The 20,274-nt window shown below is 72.2% G+C and carries 19 protein-coding genes; 5 read left to right on the top strand and 14 right to left on the bottom strand.

Annotated features, from left to right (window positions below; translation table 11 throughout):
• Positions 1 to 23 precede the first annotated feature (23 nt).
• The 3 genes from WMF28_RS16160 to WMF28_RS16170 are packed head-to-tail and all read left to right on the top strand — an operon-like array spanning position 24 to position 2,753.
• Entirely contained in the window at positions 24 to 1,388 is a 1,365-nt protein-coding gene (locus WMF28_RS16160; RefSeq protein WP_437603130.1) for an NfeD family protein, read from the top strand.
• A gap of 7 nt (positions 1,389 to 1,395) precedes the next feature.
• On the top strand, positions 1,396 to 2,388 hold the full coding sequence (gene floA / locus WMF28_RS16165; protein WP_437603131.1) for a flotillin-like protein FloA: 993 nt from the start codon (positions 1,396 to 1,398) through the stop codon (positions 2,386 to 2,388).
• Positions 2,385 to 2,753, top strand: coding sequence for a hypothetical protein (locus WMF28_RS16170; RefSeq protein ID WP_437603132.1), 369 nt, complete (start codon positions 2,385 to 2,387; stop codon positions 2,751 to 2,753). The genes floA and WMF28_RS16170 overlap by 4 nt, the downstream gene beginning before the upstream one ends.
• A 51-nt stretch (positions 2,754 to 2,804) precedes the next feature.
• Here WMF28_RS16170 and WMF28_RS16175 read toward each other — a convergent pair whose 3' ends face one another.
• Positions 2,805 to 3,677, bottom strand: coding sequence for an HPF/RaiA family ribosome-associated protein (locus tag WMF28_RS16175; RefSeq protein ID WP_437603133.1), 873 nt, complete (start codon positions 3,675 to 3,677; stop codon positions 2,805 to 2,807).
• A gap of 387 nt (positions 3,678 to 4,064) precedes the next feature.
• On the opposite strand from WMF28_RS16175, the gene WMF28_RS16180 reads away from it, so the two are divergent.
• Positions 4,065 to 5,438, top strand: coding sequence for a TAXI family TRAP transporter solute-binding subunit (locus tag WMF28_RS16180; protein ID WP_437603134.1), 1,374 nt, complete (start codon positions 4,065 to 4,067; stop codon positions 5,436 to 5,438).
• Positions 5,439 to 5,453: 15 nt separating this feature from the next.
• Here the strand turns inward: WMF28_RS16180 and WMF28_RS16185 are convergent, their stop codons facing one another.
• From WMF28_RS16185 to WMF28_RS16205, 5 genes are all read right to left on the bottom strand, one after another.
• Positions 5,454 to 8,102: a KGGVGR-motif variant AAA ATPase gene (locus WMF28_RS16185; protein WP_437603135.1), complete on the bottom strand. Its 2,649-nt coding sequence runs from the start codon at positions 8,100 to 8,102 to the stop codon at positions 5,454 to 5,456.
• Positions 8,099 to 8,719: a hypothetical protein gene (locus tag WMF28_RS16190; protein ID WP_437603136.1), complete on the bottom strand. Its 621-nt coding sequence runs from the start codon at positions 8,717 to 8,719 to the stop codon at positions 8,099 to 8,101. The genes WMF28_RS16185 and WMF28_RS16190 overlap by 4 nt, the downstream gene beginning before the upstream one ends.
• A 501-nt stretch (positions 8,720 to 9,220) precedes the next feature.
• Complete coding sequence (locus tag WMF28_RS16195; RefSeq protein ID WP_437603137.1) at positions 9,221 to 10,594, bottom strand: sigma-54-dependent transcriptional regulator; 1,374 nt, start codon at positions 10,592 to 10,594, stop codon at positions 9,221 to 9,223.
• The gene (locus WMF28_RS16200) at positions 10,591 to 12,117 is read right to left on the bottom strand and encodes an ATP-binding protein (protein WP_437603138.1); all 1,527 of its coding nucleotides are present in this window, start codon (positions 12,115 to 12,117) and stop codon (positions 10,591 to 10,593) included. Before WMF28_RS16200 ends, WMF28_RS16195 begins: the two co-directional genes overlap by 4 nt.
• Before the next feature lie 37 nt (positions 12,118 to 12,154).
• Positions 12,155 to 12,490, bottom strand: a complete 336-nt coding sequence (locus WMF28_RS16205; protein WP_437603139.1) for a hypothetical protein — start codon at positions 12,488 to 12,490, stop codon at positions 12,155 to 12,157.
• Positions 12,491 to 12,684: 194 nt separating this feature from the next.
• Between WMF28_RS16205 and gspC the strand changes: the two genes are divergently transcribed.
• Positions 12,685 to 13,647, top strand: a complete 963-nt coding sequence (gene gspC / locus WMF28_RS16210; protein ID WP_437603140.1) for a type II secretion system protein GspC — start codon at positions 12,685 to 12,687, stop codon at positions 13,645 to 13,647.
• Between the two features lie 8 nt (positions 13,648 to 13,655).
• Here the strand turns inward: gspC and WMF28_RS16215 are convergent, their stop codons facing one another.
• From WMF28_RS16215 to mbhE, 8 genes are all read right to left on the bottom strand, one after another.
• Positions 13,656 to 14,114: a hypothetical protein gene (locus WMF28_RS16215; RefSeq protein WP_437603141.1), complete on the bottom strand. Its 459-nt coding sequence runs from the start codon at positions 14,112 to 14,114 to the stop codon at positions 13,656 to 13,658.
• A 62-nt stretch (positions 14,115 to 14,176) separates the two neighbouring features.
• Complete coding sequence (gene mnhG, locus WMF28_RS16220; RefSeq protein ID WP_437603142.1) at positions 14,177 to 14,551, bottom strand: monovalent cation/H(+) antiporter subunit G; 375 nt, start codon at positions 14,549 to 14,551, stop codon at positions 14,177 to 14,179.
• Positions 14,541 to 14,822: a monovalent cation/H+ antiporter complex subunit F gene (locus WMF28_RS16225; RefSeq protein WP_437603143.1), complete on the bottom strand. Its 282-nt coding sequence runs from the start codon at positions 14,820 to 14,822 to the stop codon at positions 14,541 to 14,543. Before WMF28_RS16225 ends, mnhG begins: the two co-directional genes overlap by 11 nt.
• 1 nt (position 14,823) lies before the next feature.
• Complete coding sequence (locus WMF28_RS16230) at positions 14,824 to 15,321, bottom strand: Na+/H+ antiporter subunit E (RefSeq protein ID WP_437603144.1); 498 nt, start codon at positions 15,319 to 15,321, stop codon at positions 14,824 to 14,826.
• Positions 15,322 to 15,325: 4 nt separating this feature from the next.
• The gene (locus WMF28_RS16235; protein ID WP_437603145.1) at positions 15,326 to 16,816 is read right to left on the bottom strand and encodes a proton-conducting transporter transmembrane domain-containing protein; all 1,491 of its coding nucleotides are present in this window, start codon (positions 16,814 to 16,816) and stop codon (positions 15,326 to 15,328) included.
• Positions 16,813 to 17,163: a sodium:proton antiporter gene (locus tag WMF28_RS16240; protein ID WP_437603146.1), complete on the bottom strand. Its 351-nt coding sequence runs from the start codon at positions 17,161 to 17,163 to the stop codon at positions 16,813 to 16,815. The genes WMF28_RS16235 and WMF28_RS16240 overlap by 4 nt, the downstream gene beginning before the upstream one ends.
• On the bottom strand, positions 17,160 to 17,582 hold the full coding sequence (locus WMF28_RS16245; protein WP_437603147.1) for an MnhB domain-containing protein: 423 nt from the start codon (positions 17,580 to 17,582) through the stop codon (positions 17,160 to 17,162). The genes WMF28_RS16240 and WMF28_RS16245 overlap by 4 nt, the downstream gene beginning before the upstream one ends.
• On the bottom strand, positions 17,564 to 19,882 hold the full coding sequence (gene mbhE / locus WMF28_RS16250; RefSeq protein ID WP_437603148.1) for a hydrogen gas-evolving membrane-bound hydrogenase subunit E: 2,319 nt from the start codon (positions 19,880 to 19,882) through the stop codon (positions 17,564 to 17,566). Before mbhE ends, WMF28_RS16245 begins: the two co-directional genes overlap by 19 nt.
• Positions 19,883 to 20,274: the final 392 nt, after the last annotated feature.

The following is a 20,274-nucleotide window of genomic DNA, read 5'->3' on the forward strand; positions in this document are numbered from 1 at the left end:
GCGTGTCGCTGATCGGAGGGCGCTTGAGCGCGCGGCTTCTGCGCTGGATTCCGCATGTGCTCGCGCTCGTCGCCGCGCTCCTCGCGTCGCCGGCGCGCGCCGCGGCCGCGCCGGTTGTCCACGTCGCGCCGATCCAGGGCGAGATCGACGCCGGGGTGTCGGCCTTCGTGAAGCGGGCGATCGCCGGGGCCGAGGCGGCAGGGGCGAGCGCGTTGATCCTGCCGACGAACACGCTCGGCGGGCGCGTCGACGCGGCGATCGTCATCCGGGACGCCCTGCTCGCGACCCCGCTCCGCACCGTCGTCTTCGTCGACCCGCGGGCGATCTCGGCGGGCGCGCTCATCGCGCTCGCGGCGGAGGAGATCGTCATGGCCGACGGCGCGACCCTGGGCGCCGCGGCGCCGGTGCGCGCCGGGGCGGGGGGGATGGAGCCCGCCGGGGAGAAGGCGACCTCGTACGTCAGGAAGGAGTTCCGCGCGACCGCCGAGCGCCGCGGGCGACCCCCGGAGCTCGCCGAGGCGATGGTGGACGAGGAGGTCGCCGTCGAGGGGGTCGTGGGGCCGGGGAAGCTGCTCACGCTCACCACCGCCGAGGCGCTCTCGCTCGGCGTCGCGGATGCCCAGGCCGGCGACATCGACGCCGTGCTCGCCCGGCTCGGCCTGGAGGGCGCGGAGATCCACGCCGTGTCGCCGAGCTGGGCAGAGCGCGCGCTCCGGTTCCTGACGATGCCCGCCGTGAGCTCGCTCCTCCTGAGCCTCGGGCTGATGGGCGTGCTCCTCGAGCTGCGCACGCCGGGGTTCGGCGTCCCGGGCCTCGTCGGCGTCGCCTGCCTCGTGCTGTTCTTCTGGGCGCAGTGGCTGCTGGCCCTGGTCGGCTGGGAGGAGATCGCGCTCGCCGCGGCCGGCGTGCTGCTCATCGGCCTCGAGGTCTTCGTGATCCCCGGCTTCGGGGTCGCCGGCGTCCTCGGCGCGATCGCGCTGCTCGCCGGCCTGAGCATGAGCCTGGTCGGCGCCGGCGTGACGCTCGAGCGCGCCCTCGAGGCCGTCGCCCAGGCCGCGCTCTCCATCGTGCTCGCGCTGGCGGGCGCGCTCGTCGCGCTGCGCTTCCTGCCGCGGCTCCCGTTCGGGCGGCGGCTGGTCCTGGAGACGAGCCTCGGCGCGGAGGTCGCCGCCGGCCAGGAGCCCCCGGCGAGCCGGCCGCTCCCGGGCGAGCGCGGCGTCGCCGCCTCGCCGCTCCGGCCGGCCGGGATCGCGCACATCGGCGAGGCGCGGGTCGATGTGGTGTCCGAGGCCGAGTACATCGAGGCCGGCGAGGCGATCGAGGTGATCCGCGTCGAAGGCCACCGCGTCGTCGTGCGCCGGATCGCGGCGGAAGGGGAAGGGGGGTGACGAGATCATGGGGATCGATCTGGGCCTGTTGGGGCTCGTCCTGCTGCTGTTCGCGGCGCTGTTCATCGGGCTCTACATGATCCCGATACCGCTCTGGATCGCGGCCTGGGCCTCGGGCGCGTACGTCGGGCTGCTCACGCTCATCGGGATGCGCTTCCGGCGCGTCCCGCCGGGCACGGTGGTCACGGCGCGCATCAGCGCGGTCAAGGCGGGGCTCGATATCTCCGTCAACGACCTCGAGGCGCACTTCCTCGCCGGCGGCGACGTGGTGCGCGTGGTCAACGCCCTCATCTCGGCGGACAAGGCGAACATCCCGATGCCGTTCAAGCGCGCGGCGGCCATCGACCTGGCCGGCCGCGACGTGCTCGAGGCGGTGAAGATGTCCGTGATCCCGAAGGTCATCGAGACCGCCCGCATCGCGGCGGTCGCGAAGGACGGGATCCAGCTCATCGCGATCTCCCGCGTGACGGTCCGGACCAACATCGAGCGGCTCGTGGGCGGGGCCGGGGAGCAGACCATCATCGCCCGGGTCGGGGAGGGGATGGTGAGCACCATCGGCTCGGCGGCCACCCACAAGCAGGTGCTCGAGAACCCCGATCACATCTCGAAGAACATCCTCGCGCGGGGGCTCGACGCGGGGACGGCCTACGAGATCCTCTCCATCGACATCGCGGACGTCGACGTCGGCGCCAACATCGGCGCCAAGCTGCAGATCGACCAGGCCAACGCGGACAAGCAGATCGCCCAGGCCAAGGCGGAGGAGCGGCGCGCGATGGCGGTCGCGCTGGAGCAGGAGATGCGGGCGCGGGTCGTCGAGGCCGAGGCCGAGGTGCCGCGCGCCATGGCCGACGCGTTCCGCCGGGGCAACCTCGGTGTCATGGATTATTACCGGATGAAGAACGTCCAGGCGGACACCGACATGCGCGGCGCCATCGCCTCGGACATGCCCATCGCCGATGGGACCCCGGAGGCGCTGCAGCAGCGGAGCGGACACCCGTGAGCCTGGCCGATCTGCTGCTGATCGCGCTGTTCCTGCTCTTCGCGCTGGTGTCATGGTTCGGCGCGGCGCTCGGTCGACGGCGCGAGTCGCCGGGCGAGCGGCGTCAGGACGGCGAGGCGTCCCCGCGCGCGCCGCTCCACAGGGGGCCGGCCGCCCGGCCCGGGCACGCCGCGCCGCAGTCCGTCGGGCCTCTGCTCTCGGGGCAGACCGAGGCGTCGCCGGCGGGCGGCTCCGTCGCGGGCGCCGGGCGCGCTGCCGTGCGCCGCCGCGCGCCGCTGGCGAGCGCGCTGCGCCACCGGGCCAGCCTGCGCAGGACCTTTGCGCTGATGGCGGTCCTGGACCGCAGGGCGGACCGCGGCGGCTGAGCGGACGCGCGGGCGGGGCGTGGCCCCCCGTCCGGCGCGTCGGGTATGGCGCTAGGCGCCCGCCAGGGCCTTCGCTGCCCGGGTCTTCGGAGCGCGCGCCACGCGCGTCTGCCGTTGTCGCAGGTTGTTGTCCTGCTTCTGCCGGTTTTCGCTCTTGCGCGTCGACTTGCGCGAGGGGCGGCTTTGGGCGGAGTCCTCGAGGGTGGCGGACGCGCGCGAGGTGTTCAGCTTCGTGTTGCGCGCGGCCGTCGAGCTGCCGCCCGCGCGCCGGTCGGTGGCGCTGAAGCCGGGCTGCGCCGTGTCGACCGTGGCGTCGCGCCGCTCCTTGTCGGGCCGCTCGGCCGCGCGCGCGAGGTTGTCCGTGTGGCGACCGACGCGCCGGCCGATCAGGCTGCCCTCCTCGGGCATCGGCAGCGGCCGGCGCTTGGGCCGCCGGCCCCCGGCCGCACCGTCGCCGGCGGCGCGAGCCCTGCGCGCGGCCGGGGGCGAGGCGCTCCGCCCCGCGCCGCGCAGCGCTTGGGCTGCCGGCCGCGAGCGGCCGATGGCGCGGCGGACGGCGCGCTCGGCGACGTGGCTCGCTCGGTCGATCGCCTCGCGGAGCTGCGCCGCGACTTCCTGGGTGACGACGCTCTCGAGTCCGCTCAGCACCACCTTGATGCGACACGCCGTATCCACGCCGCCCCGCGGCCCGTTCACGTCCTCCAGACGCACGCTGATGCGCTCGATGTGGGGGGCGAATTTGCCCAGCCTGCGGCCGAGGCGCTCCCGCACGTACTCGCGCACGTCGGGACCGAGCTCGACGCCCGTGGTGCGCACCGCGAGCGGCGTGCGCGCGGCCGCTGTCCGGCCGCTCACCCGCTTGACCGGGCGGGCCACTTGGCTCGCGAACGCAGCGCGCCGCGATGGCTTCTGACTCTGGCTCATCCTTCTTCTCCTCCTCTGTCGGTCTGAGTGAACCGCGGGGTCGTGTGGCAGTTTGCTACATGGCGGGGCGATCCTCCCTCGCGCGGCGAGGCGTAGCTCCGCAGCCGCTCTCGATCGCACGATGAGCATGCGCGTCCCGCACGATGAGCGTGCGCGTCGTCAGCCCACGTCGGACGCTGCGGGCACAGCAGCATGACGCGTGCCACCTCGGCTGCCCCGGACGCGCGCGCGGCCGGCGCCTGACACCCGTCGAGCAACGGTATTGTCCCGGGGATCCCAGCCGGGTCATCATGCGCTCCCTGGCACCCCCGGTCGCGCCGGCGGTCCGCGCGCGATCGAGGCGGGCGCGGGTCCACGTCGAGGCGGACAGGTCCAGGCGAGCCGCTCATGATCAAGCTCGTCTTCCGCCGCGAGGTCGTCGAGGGGTACCGCAGGGAGCTCCTGCGCGTCTGGACCCCGTTCCTGGTCCTCGGCGTCGTCGCCCTCGTCGTGACCTATCTGCTCTTCGTCGAGCCCCCGCCGCCCCGCGTGGTGACCATCGCCACGGGCCAGCCCACCGGCCGCTACAACGCCTTCGCCGAGCAGTACCGCGCGTACCTGGCCGGGGTCGGCATCACCCTCGAGATCCGCGAGACGGCGGGCTCGGCCGAGAACGTGGCGCTCTTGCTCGATCCGGCGAGCGGGGTCTCGCTCGCCTTCGTGCAGGGCGGCGCCATGCCGTCCGGGGCCCGCGATCGCCTGAGCAGCCTCGCCAGCCTCTACCGCGAGCCGCTCTGGATCTTCCACCGCGGCGACCGGGCCGACGATCGCCTCACCGATCTCGCGGGCAAGCGCCTCTCCATCGGCCCCGAGGGCAGCGGCACCCGCGCGGTCGTGCAGCGGCTGCTCGCGGACAGCGGCATCACCGCCGGCGCGCAGGCCGCGGCCGGCGCGCCCTTCGAGGGCTTGCCCGATCGGCAGGCCGCCGAGGCGCTGCAGGCTGGCCGCATCGACGCCGCGTTCTTCATCGTCGGCCCCGGCTCCGCGCAGGTGCAGGAGCTGATCCGCGCCGAGGGCGTGCACCTCATGAGCCTGCGCCGGCACGACAGCTTCGTGCGCCGGTATCCCTATCTTTCCAGCGTCCCTCTCAGCGAGGGGTTGCTCGACCTCGAGCGCAACATCCCGCCCGCGCCGAGCTCCCTGCTCGCCCCGCCCGCCGCGCTGCTCGCCAACGCGACGCTCCACCCCGCGTTGATCCCGCTCCTGATCGAGGCGGCGCGCGCCGCGCACGAGCCGGGCAACCTCCTCGACGCGCCCGGCGAGTTCCCGTCCACGCGCTTCGTGGAGGCGCCGCTCCACCCCGAGGCGCGGCGTTACCATGAGGAAGGGCCCTCGTTCCTGCGGCGCGTCTTGCCCTTCTGGCCGGCGTCGATGGTGAGCCGGCTCAAGCTCATGCTGCTGCCCCTGGCGACGGTGCTCTTCTCCATCTTCAAGATCGCGCAGCCCCTTTACAACTGGCGGATCAACGCGCGGATCTACCGCCACTACGAGACCTTGCGCCGCGCGCAGCGGGAGCTCTCGCGCCCGGTGGATCCAGCGCGTCGCGCGGAGATGGCCGCGACGCTCCGGCGGCTGGAGGACGACCTCGCCACCGTGTCGGTCCCGCTCCGGGCGATGGCGGATCTTTACCAGCTCTACCTGCACCTCGGGTACGTGCGCCGTCGACTCCAGGGCGAGCGGCCCTCGCCGCCGCCGCCGCCGCCGCCGCCGCCCGCCGCGTGACCCGCTGGCGCCGGTTCACGGGCGCCGGGCTTGCGCGGCGCGGTAGAGGGCGAGGACGCGGGCGCGGCGACCCTTGTCCATGCGGAAGCCGAGACCGTGCCGCACGATCTCGGGGAGATAGAGCTCATCCTGCTCGACACGGATGACCACGCCGTGGGTCTCGAGAAAGGTGACGTCCGCGCGCGCGAGCTCGAAATCCTCCGCCTGAAAAGGGATTTTTCGCCGCTCCTCGGGCGCCTTGCGAAGACGTTCGAACAGAGGCAAGAGGCCGGGGATCTCGACCTCGATCTCCTTGATCTTCGCTGCCGAGCACTCGACGAGCGCATCGCGGAGCGAGCGCGGCGTCAGCTTCGGCTCGTCGGGCACCTTCTCCGCCGCAACTCGGACGAGCCGCACGAGATCGCGGGCCTGCAGGCGGCCCTGGAAGTCGGACAGGGCGGCGACGACCCAGCGATCGGTGTGGGCTTCGCGGGATCTCTCGGAGCCCAGGCGGTCGCCCCAGAAGGCCTTGAGTCCCTCGCGCAGCTCGTCGTAGGGCGCGAGCGGGATGCGCTCCGGATCGATGACGTGGAGCCCCGCGCGATCGAGGATCCAGGCGACGAGCCGCAGCGCCTCCGTCGACGTCCAGACGATGGAAAATTTGCCATGGAGCGCCTCGAACTGGCCGAAATTCTGCACGATCGCGGCCTGCGCGAGATCGCGGCGCACGAAGGTGACGACGCCGAGGTGGGGCGAGCGCAGGTCGCGCACCCGGAGCGTGAAGCGCTGGAGCAGATCTCGCAGGAGACGTTGCTGGCCTTCGCTGAGAGGGGATTGGGGGCCGGGCTGGAACGAGTCCTCGATTCCGTCGATCGCGAGGCACACGGCCACACCGCGCTTGGCGAGCGCGGTGGCGACGGCCTCGACGCTCACCCCGGCGGTCTCTGGAAGACCGAGGCGCGCGGCGACGCGCCGGGTCCAGAACTCCGTGTCGTCCGTGTCCCGCGTGGGGGCTCGATCGAGGTCGGTGCGCATCGCGTCCTCGGTGAGCGGTGCCTCCGTGCCCGGAGGGCGCGGGCTGAGGGCTTCCCAGACGAGACGCTCGGCGTCCGCCACCTTCGCGGCGAGATCCGGCTGTTTGTTCACCGGGCTGAGGAGAGGAAAGACGAATGCCTGATGTTGACCCGGGAGCGGAAGAGCGGGGGCGCTGCTGGAGACCAGCGTGGAGAACGTCCGCCAGTCGCCGGCCAGGACCATCTGACCCCAGGCGAAGGTCTTCCCGGCCCCCTTAGCGCCCAGCACCACGGCGGCGGGGAGGCCCATGGGGAATTGGTCGACCAGCGCCGCGAGGGCCGGGGTCACCAGGAGGCCGAGCTTGGCGTTGCCCTCCGCGTACTCGAGCTTCCTGGCTTCCGCTGCGACCGCTTTCAGGCCGCGTGCCGATGGAGCCGGTGAGGGCGTGGCCGCGGGCGTCACCCGGGGCGCGAGCAGCGCCGCGAGCCGGGGTGCTGCTCGCTTCCCCAGGTCTGTCCCGGGGAGCAGATCACGCAGCAACTGCTCGACGGAATCGAACCGGATGAGCTCCTCCGCGAAGCGGGCCTCATGTACGTTGCCCTGCACCGCTTCCTCCGCGATGTCGTCCGCGGCGTGGGGAATGGAGTCCTGCAAATCACCGGAGAGGCGCGCGATGGCCTCGCTCGTGAAGGAGGGAGGGATCATCGAGAGGACCACCTCGGGGCGCCTTTCCTTCCGCACGCGGCTCCTCATGCGCTCCAGCACGAAGGTGGTACCCCGGATCGACTGCCCGCTGCACGACGTCACCAGGATCGTCTGGACTCGCGGATCCAGCAGAAGAGGGGAGGAGAGCTCGGTGACGCCCGCGCGGAGATCAAGGAGGACAACGTCGACGCCGAGCGCCTGACCCAGCGCCGCGAGCGCCTCCGCGATGACGTGCGCCCGCCCCGGTCCTCGCACGACCTGCTCGATCGTGACCGGCTGCGCGAAGAGCTGCTCCTTGTCGCGGTGGGATGGGAGGAAATAGAAGGTGGCGCGACCCCCGGAGAGCTCCACCCCTTCGCTGTTCAGGCGGAGCCGCTCGGTGGCGAGCGGGAGCACGGCGCGCCAGTCGTCCGCGTCGTGCACGAGCGCGAGGAAGTCGAGCAGGCAGAAGCGGTCGGGGGGGCCGGGGATCTCGAACGTCAGCCCCGGGGCCTCGAGATCCGCGTCGACCACGAGCACATGGCCCCCTCGCGGGGGCGGCTCGACCAGCGCTCCGAGGGTGGCCAGAAGCGTGGTCGTACGGCCGACGCCGCCCTTGTACGAATAGAACGCGGCGAGCCTCGGAGAGCCCTCGGGGAGCGGATGGAGTTGGCCCGGGACCTCCTTGGCGTCGGTCCAGAGGGGGCGGACCACGTGAGGCGACGGTGTCGCGTCTTCGCCTGACTCGTGGATCTCGATGCGGAGCGATCGGGGTGCGTTGAGCGTCGACTCGAGCGCCAGCGTCACGCCATCGACGGCGATCTTGGGTCCGAACACATCGGCGAGTCGCCTCGCCACGTCCGCGCGGCGTCCAGGCGCGCACGTGACGTTGAGCGTCTCGAGGTCCGCCGAGACTTCGAGCCAGGGCGGAGCCTCCTCGCCTCGCAGGGCGCGCTCCACGTCTCGCCATGTGTACAACGGGGTCATCGGATGTTCTCCTCGAGGTACTTCAGCACCGCTTTTGCCGAGATCAGGAGCTTTCTACGGGAATCCACGGACAGTCGCCGCCCGTAGCGCAGCGCCTCGTGGATCCGGTCCGGGCCCACGTCCTCGTCGGGCTCCACCAACCTGACCGCGTGAAAGCGCGGCGTCTGGCCGACCAGTCGGAGCAGTTCGTCGAGGTGGTGCGTCAGGTCGTCCTTGTCGAGCTTGAGCGTGGTCTTCTTGCCTCGCCTGTCGAGCAGGACCCGCTTGAGGCCGCACTCGATCGCATAGATGACGAGGAGCAGCGACGAGTCGCTCAGCTCGGCGCCGTTGAGTCCGGCATCCTTGTGGCGTCGGAATGCTCTCTTGAGCTGCTCGGAGCTGACGTGCGCCTTGGCGCCGCCGGGGTCGGCCCGCTGCATCATCCGGTCGGCGACGAGCGTGCTCGCGTACTCGAAGCACGCTCGCATCTCCTCGCGGGTGATGTTTACGTGATCGCCGACGTCGTCGTCGACCTTCGCGAGCGCCGCGAGCACGTCCTCCACCGCGTCTCCCGTCCGCTTGAAGACGGGCCGGGTCCCGGCGTGCGGCGCTGGGATGATGTGGTCACTCCAGGGCACGGCCGGCACCGTAGTGCAAGCGCGCGGCGGTTGTCATCGGCGCCCGTGCCGCGGAGCGGCAGCTCGGCTCGCCAGGGTTCACGATGACGCCAGCTGCTGCCCCGGGGAGACCGGATCCGATGGCCTGGAGGCAGCCAGCTGCCCCGGGGAGCTCGGATCCGATGGCCCGGAGGCAGCCAGCTGCCCCGGAGAGCTCGGATCCGATGGCCTGGAGGCAGCCAGCTGCCCCGGGGAAACCGGATCCGATGGCCTGGAGGCAGCCAGCTGCCCCGGGGAAACCGGATCCGATGGTCCGGAGGCAGCCAGCTGCCCCGGGGAAACCGGATCCGATGGCCTGGAGGCAGCCAGCTGCCCCGGGGAAACCGGATCCGATGGCCTGGAGGCAGCCAGCTGCCCCGGGGAAACCGGATCCGATGGCCTGGAGGCAGCCAGCTGCCCCGGGGAGACCGGATCCGATGGCCCGGAGGCAGCCAGCACACCCGCCATCCCCCGCGCGCTCCCTCACGCCCCCTCGTCGCCGTCGCTCCCCCCGCCGAACCAGCGCTGCAGCGTCCGCCGGTCGACGCCGAGCAGCCCCGCTGCCCGCTGCTTCTTGCCGCCCACGCGCCGCAGGACGATCTGCGCATACTCGCGCTGGAGCTCGTCGAGCGTCATCAGCCGATCCGCCGCGACCTCCAGGAAATCCGGCGCGCCGCGCCGGGCGCGCACGCCCTCGGGGAGGTCGTCCGGGGAGATCCGACCGCCGTCGCAGAGCGCCGCCGCCCGCTCGATCGCGTTCTCCAGCTCGCGGACGTTGCCGGGCCAGTCGTGCGCGAGCAGGCGCTTCACCGCCGCGCCCGAGAACCCCGCGATCGGCTTGCCCGCGTGCGCGGCCGCGCGGGTAAGGAAGTGCTCGGCCAGCGGCAGGATGTCGTCCATCCGGTGCCGGAGCGGCGGGATCGCGATCTCGATCACCGCGAGCCGGTAGAAGAGGTCCTCGCGAAAGGCGCGCTCGGCGACCGCCGCGCGCAGATCGCGGTTCGTCGCCGCGATGACGCGCACGTCGACCGGCTCCGACGACACCGAGCCGACCGGGCGGACCTCGCGCTCCTGGAGCGCGCGCAGGAGCTTCGCCTGGAGCGGCAGCGCCAGCTCGCTCACCTCGTCGAGGAACAGCGTCCCGCCGTCCGCCTCCTGGAACATCCCGGGCCGATCGCTGCGCGCGTCCGTGTACGCGCCCTTGCGCACCCCGAAGAGCTCCGCCTCGATGAGCGTCTCCGGGATCGCCGCGCAGTTGACCGCCACGAACTTCCGCGCGCGACGCCGGCTCTCGCCGTGGAGCGCGCGCGCCACGAGCTCCTTGCCGCTCCCGCTCGGGCCGCTCACGAGCACCGTCGCCGGGTTGTCCGCCACGCGCCGCACGAGCGTGATCACCTCCTCGATCGCCCGGCTGCGCCCGACCATCCCGGCGATCGAGAACCGCTGCGCCACCTCCGAGCGCAGCTCGGTCAGCTCGACCGTCATCGCCCGCTGCCCGAGCGCCCGCTCCATCCGGAGCGCCATGTCCGCGGGCTGGAACGGCTTCGGCAGGTAGTCGAACGCGCCGGCGCGCATCGCGCGGACCGCCGTGTCGATCGAGCCGAACGCCGTCATGGCGATGATCGCCGCCCGCGGGTCGAAGCGCGCGATCTGCTCGATGAGCTCGATCCCGTCCATCTCGGGCATGCGCACGTCGGTCACGACGAGATCGAACTCGCGCTCCTCGAGCAGCGGCAGCGCGAGCAGCGGCGCGGTCAGCGTCGTCGGCTCGTGGCCCATGTCGCGGGCGATGTCGGCCACGAGCTTCACCATCTCGAGCTCGTCGTCGACGACGAGCACCCTCGCGGGCGCGCTCACGCCCGGGTCTCCGCGCCCACGCCGCCCACGCCGCGCGCGATGAGCGGCGCGGCGGCGCTGCGCGGCAGGGTGACGCGGAAGCAGGCGCCGCCGCGGCCCGTGTGGACGAGCTCGACCGAGCCGCCCGCCTCGCGCACCACCCCCTCGACGATCGCCAGGCCGAGCCCGGTGCCGCCGCGATCGCCCCGCGACGTGAAGAACGCCTCGAAGATGTGCTCGGCGACGCCGGGGGGGACGCCCGGGCCGCGATCCTCGACCTCGAACGACGCCTTGCGGCCGCCGGTCTGCGCGAGGCGCACCGCGATCTCGCCGCCGTGGGGCTGCGCCTGCGCCGCGTTCAGGCAGAGGTTGAACAGCACCTGGAACAGGTGATCCGCGTCGAGCACCACGTGGACCTGCGCCGCGTCGTGCTCGATCCGGGTCGTGATCCCGCGCTGCCGGCACTCCGGTCCCAGGAACGCGAGCACCTCGCGCGCGACCTGGGCCACGTCGCTGCCGCGGCCGAGGAGCCGGGGCGGACGGGCGATGGAGAGCAGCCGCGCCACAACGCGGGAGATGCGCTCGGACTGCGTGGCGATCGTCTCCAGCTCGCCGCGGGTCGCCTCGGGCCAGCCCGGCTGATCGGCGAGGCGGCGCGCGCGCGCCAGGATGACGTTGAGGGGCGAGCCGATCTCGTGGCCGATCGAGGCGACCACCTGACCGACGGCCGACAGCGCGTGCGCCTGCTGCAGCTTGCGCTCGACGGCGGCCCGGGCGGCCTGCTCCTGCTCCAGGTGGGCGCGCGCCTCGGCGAGCGAGGCGGTCATCGCGTTGAACGCCCGCGCGAGCCGCCGGAGCTCCTCGGCGCCGCCCTCGGGCACCGTCACCCCGAGCTCCCCGCGCGCCACCCGCTCGACGCCGGCCACGATCGCGCCGGCCGGCCGCCCCACCGTCGCCCGGCTCGCGAACGCGGCGATCAGCGCCGTCGCGGCGAGGAGCGCGGCGCCGGCGAGCGCCAGCCCGCGGTTCGAGCTGCTCGCGAAGGCGTCCAGGTAGCGGAGCTCCCGGACGACCACGGCGACGACCGACAGCCCGCGCTGCGAGAACGTGACGGTGCGCATGAGCGCCGGCGCCCCGCCGAGCGTCTGCTCCACCTCGATCTCGGCGCCCGTCGCGAGCGCCCTCCGCGCGAGCGCCGCGAGCGCCGCCGCCTCGCCGGCGATCGGATCCGTCACGAGGATCGGACCCCCGGCCGCGTCGAACGCCGCGATCCCGAGGATGCGGTCGGCCTGCGCGAGCCGCTCGATCCGGTGCTTGAGCAGCTCGACCTGGCCGCGCTCCACGGCCCCGCCGATCGCCGCCTCGACGAGGCTCGCGTGGTGGCGCAGCTCGGCGGCCGCCTGGCTGCGGAGGAACTGGTGCCGGCTCGTGTGGATCGCCGCCCCGTAGAGCGTCACGGCCAGGACGATCGGCACGAGGAGCATGAGCCAGAGCTGGAGCGTCAGCCCCATCGTGCTCCGCCCCTCTTGGCTTCGCGCGTTCATGCGATCCATTGTCCCAGATGCGACACCATGTCGCATCTCATCGGGCCTCGCAGGTGCCGTCGCGGCAGAGCTGGTCGGATCGGCAGTCGCGCGCGTCCCGGCACCGGAGCACGCATCGCCCGTCGACGCACTCGTTCCCGGCGCCGCAGATCGAGCTCGAGAGGCACTCGACGCACGTGGAGCTGATGCAATACGCGAGATCGTCGTCGCGGCCCCGGCACTCGGCATCGCTGGAACAGGGCATGTTCCGCGGCTCCGGAGCGCAGCCCGCGGCGCTCGCGGCCAGAAGACCGGCGGTGGCGGCGAGCGTGGCGAGCGTGGCGAGGAAGGCGATGGGGCGGGGGAGCCGTGCGGAGCCTGTCCTTTTCGTCATGCGTTACCTGGCAGCAACTCCCAAGCCACCTGGGCACGGATGCTGCTCCACAACGGGCAGGCTGCGCTCGCGCGAGGGCCGCTGCGCGCAAGGAACGCCCGCGCGGGCCCCCGCGCTCCATCCATGGACCATGGCTGCTGGCGGATCGCGGGGTGCACCGGCGCTCGTGTGGACACTCGCTCTGGAAGACGACGGTGATCCCGGAACTCCTCATCAAGCGAACTTTCCCGGTGCTCCTCGGCGGCATGATCATGACGGCTGCGTACCAGCAGGCTTCCGGGATCTCGTACCTCGTGGAGGAAGCGTTGCTCTCCGGGTTGCCCGGAGCTCGGTCGCTGCCGCCGTCGCCGCCGCCGCGGCCCGTCTTGGGTGCCGGAGATCACACGACAAGCGCGGTGGCCATCCTCGCGCGGAACCCGTTCGACTCGAGGACGGGGCCCCTCACGCCGAAGCCTCCGGAAGCGGAGGAGGAGGACGGGGACGCCGTCACCTACGGAGATCCGCTGCTGGATCCGATCTGCGAGGACGCGCGCGTCCTCTTGATCGCCGCCTCGGAGGATCCCGCGTGGTCCTTCGCCACGATCGCGTCCGGGCGCGGGGAGCCGCTCCTCCGCCGGGCGGGCGATCCGGTCGAGGGCCGCTCCGTCCTCGCGATCGCCTGGGATCGCGTGTGGCTCGCCGAGCCGGGCGCGCGCTGTCAGGTCCGCATCGGCGACAACCGGCGCGCGCCTGCGCCCCGCGCTGCGCCGAAGCCGTCGAAGCCGCCGAAGCCGCCGAAGCCGCCGAAGCGCGGCGCGCTCCCGCCCGAGATCGCGTCGAAGATCCGGAAGATCAGCGACACCGAGTTCATCGTCGACCGGACGGCGATCGATCTGGTCCTGGAGAAGCAGGGTGAGCTCATGCGCTCCACGCGGATCGTCCCCGTCCGGGAGGGAGAGCGGGTGATCGGCGTCCGCCTCGCGCGCGTCACGGACGGCTCGCTGCTGCCCGCGGTCGGCCTGCGCAAAGGGGACACGATCCGGTCGATCAACGGCTTCGATCTGACCGACCCGCAGAGCGCGCTCCAGGCCTATGCCCGGCTGCGCTCGGCGAACAACCTCGCGATCGCCGTCCAGCGGGGCGGCAAGGACATGACGATCGACCTCCGGATCCAGTGAGCCTGCGCTTACAGGTCGATGACCTCGACGCGATCCGACTCGGAGGCTCCCTCCGTGATGCGCAGGAGGCCGTCGAGCAGGTGGCCGAAGACGTCGTCGAGGCTGTCGCCGCCCGGCGCGCCGAGCAGCGGCACCGAGTCGCCCCAGTCCCTGACGAGCATCGTCTCGCGCCGGTCCGGAGGGGGCCAGCGCAGGCTGATGACCGCGCGGGTCCGGCCGCTGATCGCCAGCGCGTCGATCGGGCGGCCCGAGAGCGCGGCCCGCGCCCGCCTGAGCTCCTCGTGGAGCTTGCGCGCCGGGAGCATCACGCGCTGCCCGCCGAGCGCCCTGGCCGCGCCGTGGACCGCCTCGAACTCCTCGCTCGGCCGTCCGTCCTCGAGGTGGTGCTGGATGCTGTCGCGCATCAACGCGTACACGATCCAGCGCTGCTCGATCCACCCCTTCGGCCCGGAGAAGGACAGGCTCATGACAGCATGTCTAGCTCGTTCATTGTTTGAGGTCAAAGCAATCGCGGCGGCGCGCGCTCGGCTCACCCGTCCTCTTTTTCACCCGCCGCACGCCCGCGTTCGTCGCGCAGGCGCCGCACGGAAGAGCCGTAGTCGTCGACCAGCGTGCCGGGCGCCCGCACGCCGCTGCGGTACGCCGCCCGCGCCACGATGTGCGCGCCGACGGGCGCGGTCATGCCCACGAAGAGCAGCGCCAGCGCCGCCTTGGTCACGCTCGCGAGCTCCCTGAAGTGCAGCGCGAGCGCGGCGAGCAGGAACGCGAGCCCGAGCGTCGCCGCCTTGGTCGGCGCGTGAATGCGCGCATAGAAGTCCGGCAGGCGCAGGACGCCGAGCGACGCCACGAACATGAAGAACGTCCCCGCCAGGGCGGCGGCGATCTCGAGCGCGCTAGCGAGCAAGGGAGCCCTCCAGGTAGGCGGCCAGCGAGATGGTGCCGATGAACCCGAACAGCACGGTCACCAGCACCATGTCGATGAACGCGTCCGTCTCGAGCAGCATCGATGCCACGAGCGCCACGCCGACGACGTTCATCAGCAGGCAATCGAACGCGACCAATCGATCGAAGTGCGTCGGCCCGCGCGCGATGCGGATCGTGCAGAGCCCGATGCCGGCGCCGAGCACGACGAGCGAGGCGAAGAGGACGGCGGATCGCGGATCGACGCTTCCCATGTCATTCCTCCGGTGATGACGGCAGCCCGCGGCCTGCGGCGCGCTGGATGAGACGAATGAATTGGCGCAGCCGGCTGCCCAGCTCCGCCGGATCGCGCGCGTAGAGGGAGTGGATGTAGAGCGCCTGCTCCTCCAGGCCCACGTCGACCGTCAGCGTGCCCGGCGTCAGAGATACGAGGCAGGCGAGGAGGATCGTCTGCACGGGGCTCAGGTCGCGCACGTCGAGGCGGACGAACGCCGGATGGAACACGGGCCGCGGGCGGAGGATGTCGCGCGCGAGCGCGAGGCTCGAGAGGACGAGCTCCCGGACGAAGCTCCAGGCGAGGGCGAGCACGCCGGCCGCAGCGCGCGCGTAGCGGCTCCGGCCGAGCGCGCGCTCGGTGAGCGCGATCGCGCCGAAGCCCACGAGGAAGCCCACGATCAGTCGCCTCAGAGAGAACTCCACCTGGAGCAGGACCCAGACGATCGCGAGGAGCAGGTTCAACGCGAGGTGGTTCATCGGCTCATCGTCGCTGCACGAGGACCGCATCCACGTACGGCGTCGCTTCCAGGAGCGCGGTCGCCGTCCGCTCGAGGTGCGCGAAGAGCGGCGCCGCCGCGAGGCCCAGGATCACGGTCAGCGCGCCGAGGCCGAGCGTCGCGCCCAGCATGCCCCGGTCGCCGCCGGCGCCGCGCGACCGCGGGCCGGTGGGCTCCCCCCAGAAGACAGCCGTCCATATCTTGAGCATCGACGCGAGCGTGAGGAGGCCGACGACGAGCGCTACCGTGGTGGCAACGACGGCGCCGGCCCGGAAGCCACCGACGACGAGGAGCAGCTTGCCCCAGAACCCGCTGAGCGGGGGCAGTCCGGCCAGCGACATGGCAGGGACGAAGAAGCCCGCGGCCACCCATGGGTGCGTGCGCGCGAGCCCGCGGGTGTGGCCGAGCGCCCCCGGCCCTCCGATGCCCTCCACGACGCCCCCTGCGAAGATCAGCGCTGTCTTCGCGACCATGTTGTGGATCGTGTGGAACAGCCCCGCTGCCACCCCGATCGGGGTGAACAGCGCTAGCCCGAAGATCATGTAGCCGACCTGGCTCACGATGTGGAACGACAGGATGCCGCGCATCGTGCTTCGCCCGAGCGCCCCCACGACCCCGATGACCATCGTGACCGCGGCGATCATGAGGAGCGCCGGGCGGAGCCCGCCGGGCGCGGCGGCGCCCAGGAGCGGGACGGCGCGGAACAGCGTGTAGACGCCCACCTTGGTGAGGAGCCCGGCGAAGAGGCCGTTCACCACGGCCGATGCCTCCGGGTACGCGTCGGGCAGCCAGAAGAACACCGGCGCCAGGGCCGCCTTGACCATGAAGACGACGATCACCAGCGCCCCCGCGCCCCAGAACGCGGAAGGCAGGCCCCCCTCGCGGACGCGCACCGCGAGCTCGGCCATGTTCACGGTGCCGGCCGTGCCGTAGACCGCGCCCACGCCGCCGAGGAGCACGGCGCTGGCGACGAGGTTGATCACCACGTACGCGAGCGCATGCTGCTGCCCTGCCGCCCGGGTGCCGAGCGCGAGCAGCGCGAAGGACGAGAGGAGCATGAGCTCGAAGAACACGAACAAGTTGAAGAGATCACCGGTCACGAGCGAGCCGTTGACCCCTGCCATCATGAGCTGCTGGAGCGGATAGAAACACCGCCGCTCGCGCGCGCCGCGGAGCGATCCGGGCGCGTAGGCGAGCGCGGCCAGGGCGACGATCGACGCGAACAGCAGCATCAGGGCGGCGAGCGAGTCCGTTACCCACACGATGCCGACGCGCGGGCTCCAGCCTCCGAGGGCGAGCACGAGGATCGCACCGCGGGTCGTCCGGGCGGAGATCACCAGAGCGGTCGCGAAGAGGAGGGCGCCGCTGGCGAGCGACAGCCACCGCTCCAGCCGCGGCCTCCCGGAGAGCAGCGCCAGGAGCACCGCCGTGAACAGGGGCAGCAGCACCGGGACCACCACGATCGTGGCGTTCATGCGTCGTCCCTCCCGGAGGGCTCATCGCTCCCCTCCCTCCGGTGGATGTCGAGGGCCATCGCGAGCAGGAAGGCGGCCATTCCGAAGCCGATCACGATCGCCGTGAGGATGAACGCCTGCGCGAGCGGATCGGCCGTGGGGCGGGCGAGGGCGGCGGCCGGATCGTCCTCCGGGATCAGCGGCGGCGCCGCGCTCGCGGGCATCCCCGAGGCGGTCAGCACGAAGAGGTTCACGCCGTTGGACAGCAGGAAGAAGCCGATCGCCACGAGCTGCACGTCGCGGGACAGCATGAGGTACAGCCCCGCAACGAGGAGCGCCCCGGCCGCGATCGCGGCGGTCCCGATCACAGCGGCGCCTCCGCTGCGAAGGTGTCGAGCACCTTGATCGCGGCGCCTACCACCGTGAGATAGACCCCGGTGTCGAAGAGCAGCGTCGTCGAGAGGCGGAGCCCGGGAGCATCGGCGGCGCCGATCTGCAGGTGGTAATGGGTCAAGAAGGCCTGACCGCGCGCGACCGCTGGCAGCCCGGACGCCGTGGCGACGAGGAGGCCGAGCCAGGGCAACCGGCAAGCGAGCGGGGCGAGCGCGGCGCGCACGGTGCCCGCGCCGAAGGCCAAGGCCGCCAGGACGAACGCGATGGTCGTGACGAGCCCGGCGATGAAGCCACCGCCCGGCGCGTCGTGCCCGCGGAGCAGCAGGAAGAGCGCGAAGACGGTGATCAGCGGGAGCACCCCTGCGGCCACGTAGCTCAGGAAGGGCGATCGCATGACCCGCCTCCCCCATGCCTGGACGTCGGAGCCGGCGCGCGCCGGGGACGCAGCGCCGCCACGCCCAGCGCGGCGACGGCGAGCACGGTGATCTCGCCGAGGGTATCGGCGCCCCGGAAATCCACGAGGATGACGTTGACGGCGTTTCTCCCGTGCGCATCGGGGAGCGACAGCGCGAGCTGCTCGGCTCCGGCAGGGGCTCTCGGAGGATGGACACCGGAGCTCCAGGCGAGGGCCGCCGCGAGGGCCGCGACGGTGCCGGCCACCGCGGCGTGAGCGACGCGCGTGCTGCGAGGCCGGACGTCGGGGCCTGGCCTGGGAAGCCTGCGAAAGACGAGCAGGAGCAGGATGAGAGAGACCGTCTCGACAAGGATCTGCGTGAGCACGAGGTCGGGGGCGCGGAAGAGGATGTAGAAGACCGCGACGCCGTACCCCGCGACCGCCATGGTCACGATCCTGGCGATACGGCTCCGCCCGAAGGGCGTCAGCGCCGCGCCGGCGATGATCATGAGCGCCGGAAGGCAGGAGACCCCGAGATCAGGGCCCCACGTCCTCGTCGCGGAGAGCCCATCCCCCAGGGCGACGGCGGCGCACGACGCGGCGGCGGCGAACAGGAGCATCACCGCCAGGTAGCGAGGCAGCCCCCCTGCCTGTGCGGCTCGACCGGCCCAGCCCGAGAGTCGGAGGACGGCCCCGGCGATGCGGTCGGAGAGGATCTGTGTCTCCGGCTCGCTGGGGGGTTTTGCGAGCCGCCTCCAGAGGAGATAACCGCCCACCCCCAGCGCGATGGTGATCGAGCTGAGGGCGAAGAGGGCGTCCACGTGGTGCCACACGGCCAGCCACCCCAGCCGCTCGGCTCCGGGCTCGAGGAGGGAACCCAGCCACCCGGGCGCCATGCCGCCGATCACCTGCGGGGCGAGCAGGATGAGCGGGACGACCAGCAGCCAGGGCGAGAGCTGGTGCCTCGGATGCCCGCGATCTTCGGGCGGGATCTCGGGACCCCAGAACGAGCTGACGAAGAGCTTGAGCGCATAGGCGACGGTGAAGGCCCCGCCCACGAGGGCCACCACGAGCGCGGCCACGCCGGCCGGGGAGTGAACGGTGAGCAGCGCCTCGTAGAGGACCTCTTTGCTGATGAAGCCGAGCACGAAGGGAAAGCCCGCCATGGCGGCGGCGCCGAACCCGATCAAGACCCCGGCGACCGGCTCGCGCCGGAACCAGTGCTCCTCCTTCAGCACCGACAGATCGCGTGTGCCCGTCACCTTCTCCATCCAGCCGACGAGCAAGAACAGAGAGGACTTGTACAGCGCGTGGTTCGCGATATTGAGCAGCTCACCGCGCGTCCCTGCCGTCGCGTACAGGCCGTAGAGCGCGGTCAGCACGCCGAGGTACGCCACCGTGCTGTACGCGAGGAGCTTCTTGAGATCCCAGGCCCGGACGGCGTCCCATCCGGCGACGACGAAGGTGGTGAGACCCACCGTGACGAGGACAGGTTGCCAGGCCGGGGATGCATGAAACACCGGGAACAGGCGGCCTATCAAGAAGACACCTCCCTTCACCATCGTGGCGGAGTGGAGATAGGCGCTGACGGGCGCGGGGGCGGCCATGGCGCCCGGGAGCCAGAAGTGGAACGGGAACTGCGCCGATTTTGTGAACGCCCCGGCGAGCAGGAGGAGGAGCGCGGTGACATGGGCCGGGTTCGCCACGATCTCGCCCGCGCGCGGGGCGAGCTCGGACAGGTCGTAGGTGCCGGCCATCTGCCCGAGCAGCACCACGCCGGCGAGCATCGCGAGGCCCCCTGCGCCCGTGACCAGGAAGGCGCGGATCGCGCCGCTCCGCGCCTCCGGATCGGTGAAGTCCATCCCGATGAGGAGCGCGGACGCGATGGTGGTCAGCTCCCAGAAGACGTAGAGGAGCACGAGCGAGTCCGAGAGGACGACCCCGATCATGGCCCCCATGAACGCGAGGAGCGCCGCCCAGTAAGTGGGGCTGCCCTTCGGTCCCAGGTATACGCGGCTGTACTGGACGACGCCGAGGCCCACGCCGGCGACGAGCAGCACGAAGAAGGCGCCGAGGCGGTCCAGGCGCAAATTCGCCGTTATCCCGAGGGAGGGGATCCACGCGATCGGGACCGTCGTGGATCCGCCCGCGGACACCTCGGGCCAGCGCGGAAGCATGATGACGAGCAGGAGCGCAGGGGGGAGGAGCGCGACGCGTCCAGCCCACCGCGGCGAGAGAAACAGCACGAGCGCGGCGCCCAGGAAGGGAACAGCGATGGTCCATGCGAGCGTCGGTAGCATGCGAGAACCCTTGTTGCCGAACGGTGCATGGCCCCCTTGGCATGTGGCTACGCGACCAGGCGATCAGCGCCCTCGGCGACGAGCACCGGGAGGGGCGAACTCCGAAGTCTCTCTTCGACGCTGCGCCCGGACAGCCTCTCGACCCGGATTCCGGAGCGATGCGAGATCACCATCAGGCGGGCTCGGCAGGCGCTCGCGATCCCGGCGAGCCCTACGTGCCGGAGCCCGGCGACGAGCCGCGCCTCGACCCGCGCTCCGAGCTGCTGTGCGGCTGGAGAAAAGTCGGTGTCGCATCCGATCGGCATGGACTGCCGTGAAGCAGCGAAAGGTGTGCCTGCCTGTGCGGCGTGCGACGATTGCGCGCTCGGTTGCTGGCCAAGCGACCGAGCAGG

The sequence above is a fragment of the Sorangium sp. So ce590 genome, assembly GCF_051521365.1.
In the GTDB taxonomy this organism is placed as follows: Bacteria; Myxococcota_A; Polyangia; order Polyangiales; family Polyangiaceae; genus Sorangium.

What these genes read in the sequence shown, in the direction of transcription:
- WMF28_RS16225 (WP_437603143.1), bottom strand. Translation starts at nt 14,822, where the DNA reads ATGGGAAGCGTCGATCCGCGATCCGCCGTCCTCTTCGCCTCGCTCGTC.
- floA (WP_437603131.1), top strand. Translation starts at nt 1,396, where the DNA reads ATGGGGATCGATCTGGGCCTGTTGGGGCTCGTCCTGCTGCTGTTCGCG.
- WMF28_RS16245 (WP_437603147.1), bottom strand. Translation starts at nt 17,582, where the DNA reads ATGCGATCGCCCTTCCTGAGCTACGTGGCCGCAGGGGTGCTCCCGCTG.
- mbhE (WP_437603148.1), bottom strand. Translation starts at nt 19,882, where the DNA reads ATGCTACCGACGCTCGCATGGACCATCGCTGTTCCCTTCCTGGGCGCC.
- WMF28_RS16185 (WP_437603135.1), bottom strand. Translation starts at nt 8,102, where the DNA reads ATGACCCCGTTGTACACATGGCGAGACGTGGAGCGCGCCCTGCGAGGC.
- WMF28_RS16235 (WP_437603145.1), bottom strand. Translation starts at nt 16,816, where the DNA reads ATGAACGCCACGATCGTGGTGGTCCCGGTGCTGCTGCCCCTGTTCACG.
- WMF28_RS16200 (WP_437603138.1), bottom strand. Translation starts at nt 12,117, where the DNA reads ATGAACGCGCGAAGCCAAGAGGGGCGGAGCACGATGGGGCTGACGCTC.
- WMF28_RS16215 (WP_437603141.1), bottom strand. Translation starts at nt 14,114, where the DNA reads ATGAGCCTGTCCTTCTCCGGGCCGAAGGGGTGGATCGAGCAGCGCTGG.
- WMF28_RS16205 (WP_437603139.1), bottom strand. Translation starts at nt 12,490, where the DNA reads ATGACGAAAAGGACAGGCTCCGCACGGCTCCCCCGCCCCATCGCCTTC.
- WMF28_RS16230 (WP_437603144.1), bottom strand. Translation starts at nt 15,321, where the DNA reads ATGAACCACCTCGCGTTGAACCTGCTCCTCGCGATCGTCTGGGTCCTG.
- WMF28_RS16175 (WP_437603133.1), bottom strand. Translation starts at nt 3,677, where the DNA reads ATGAGCCAGAGTCAGAAGCCATCGCGGCGCGCTGCGTTCGCGAGCCAA.
- WMF28_RS16180 (WP_437603134.1), top strand. Translation starts at nt 4,065, where the DNA reads ATGATCAAGCTCGTCTTCCGCCGCGAGGTCGTCGAGGGGTACCGCAGG.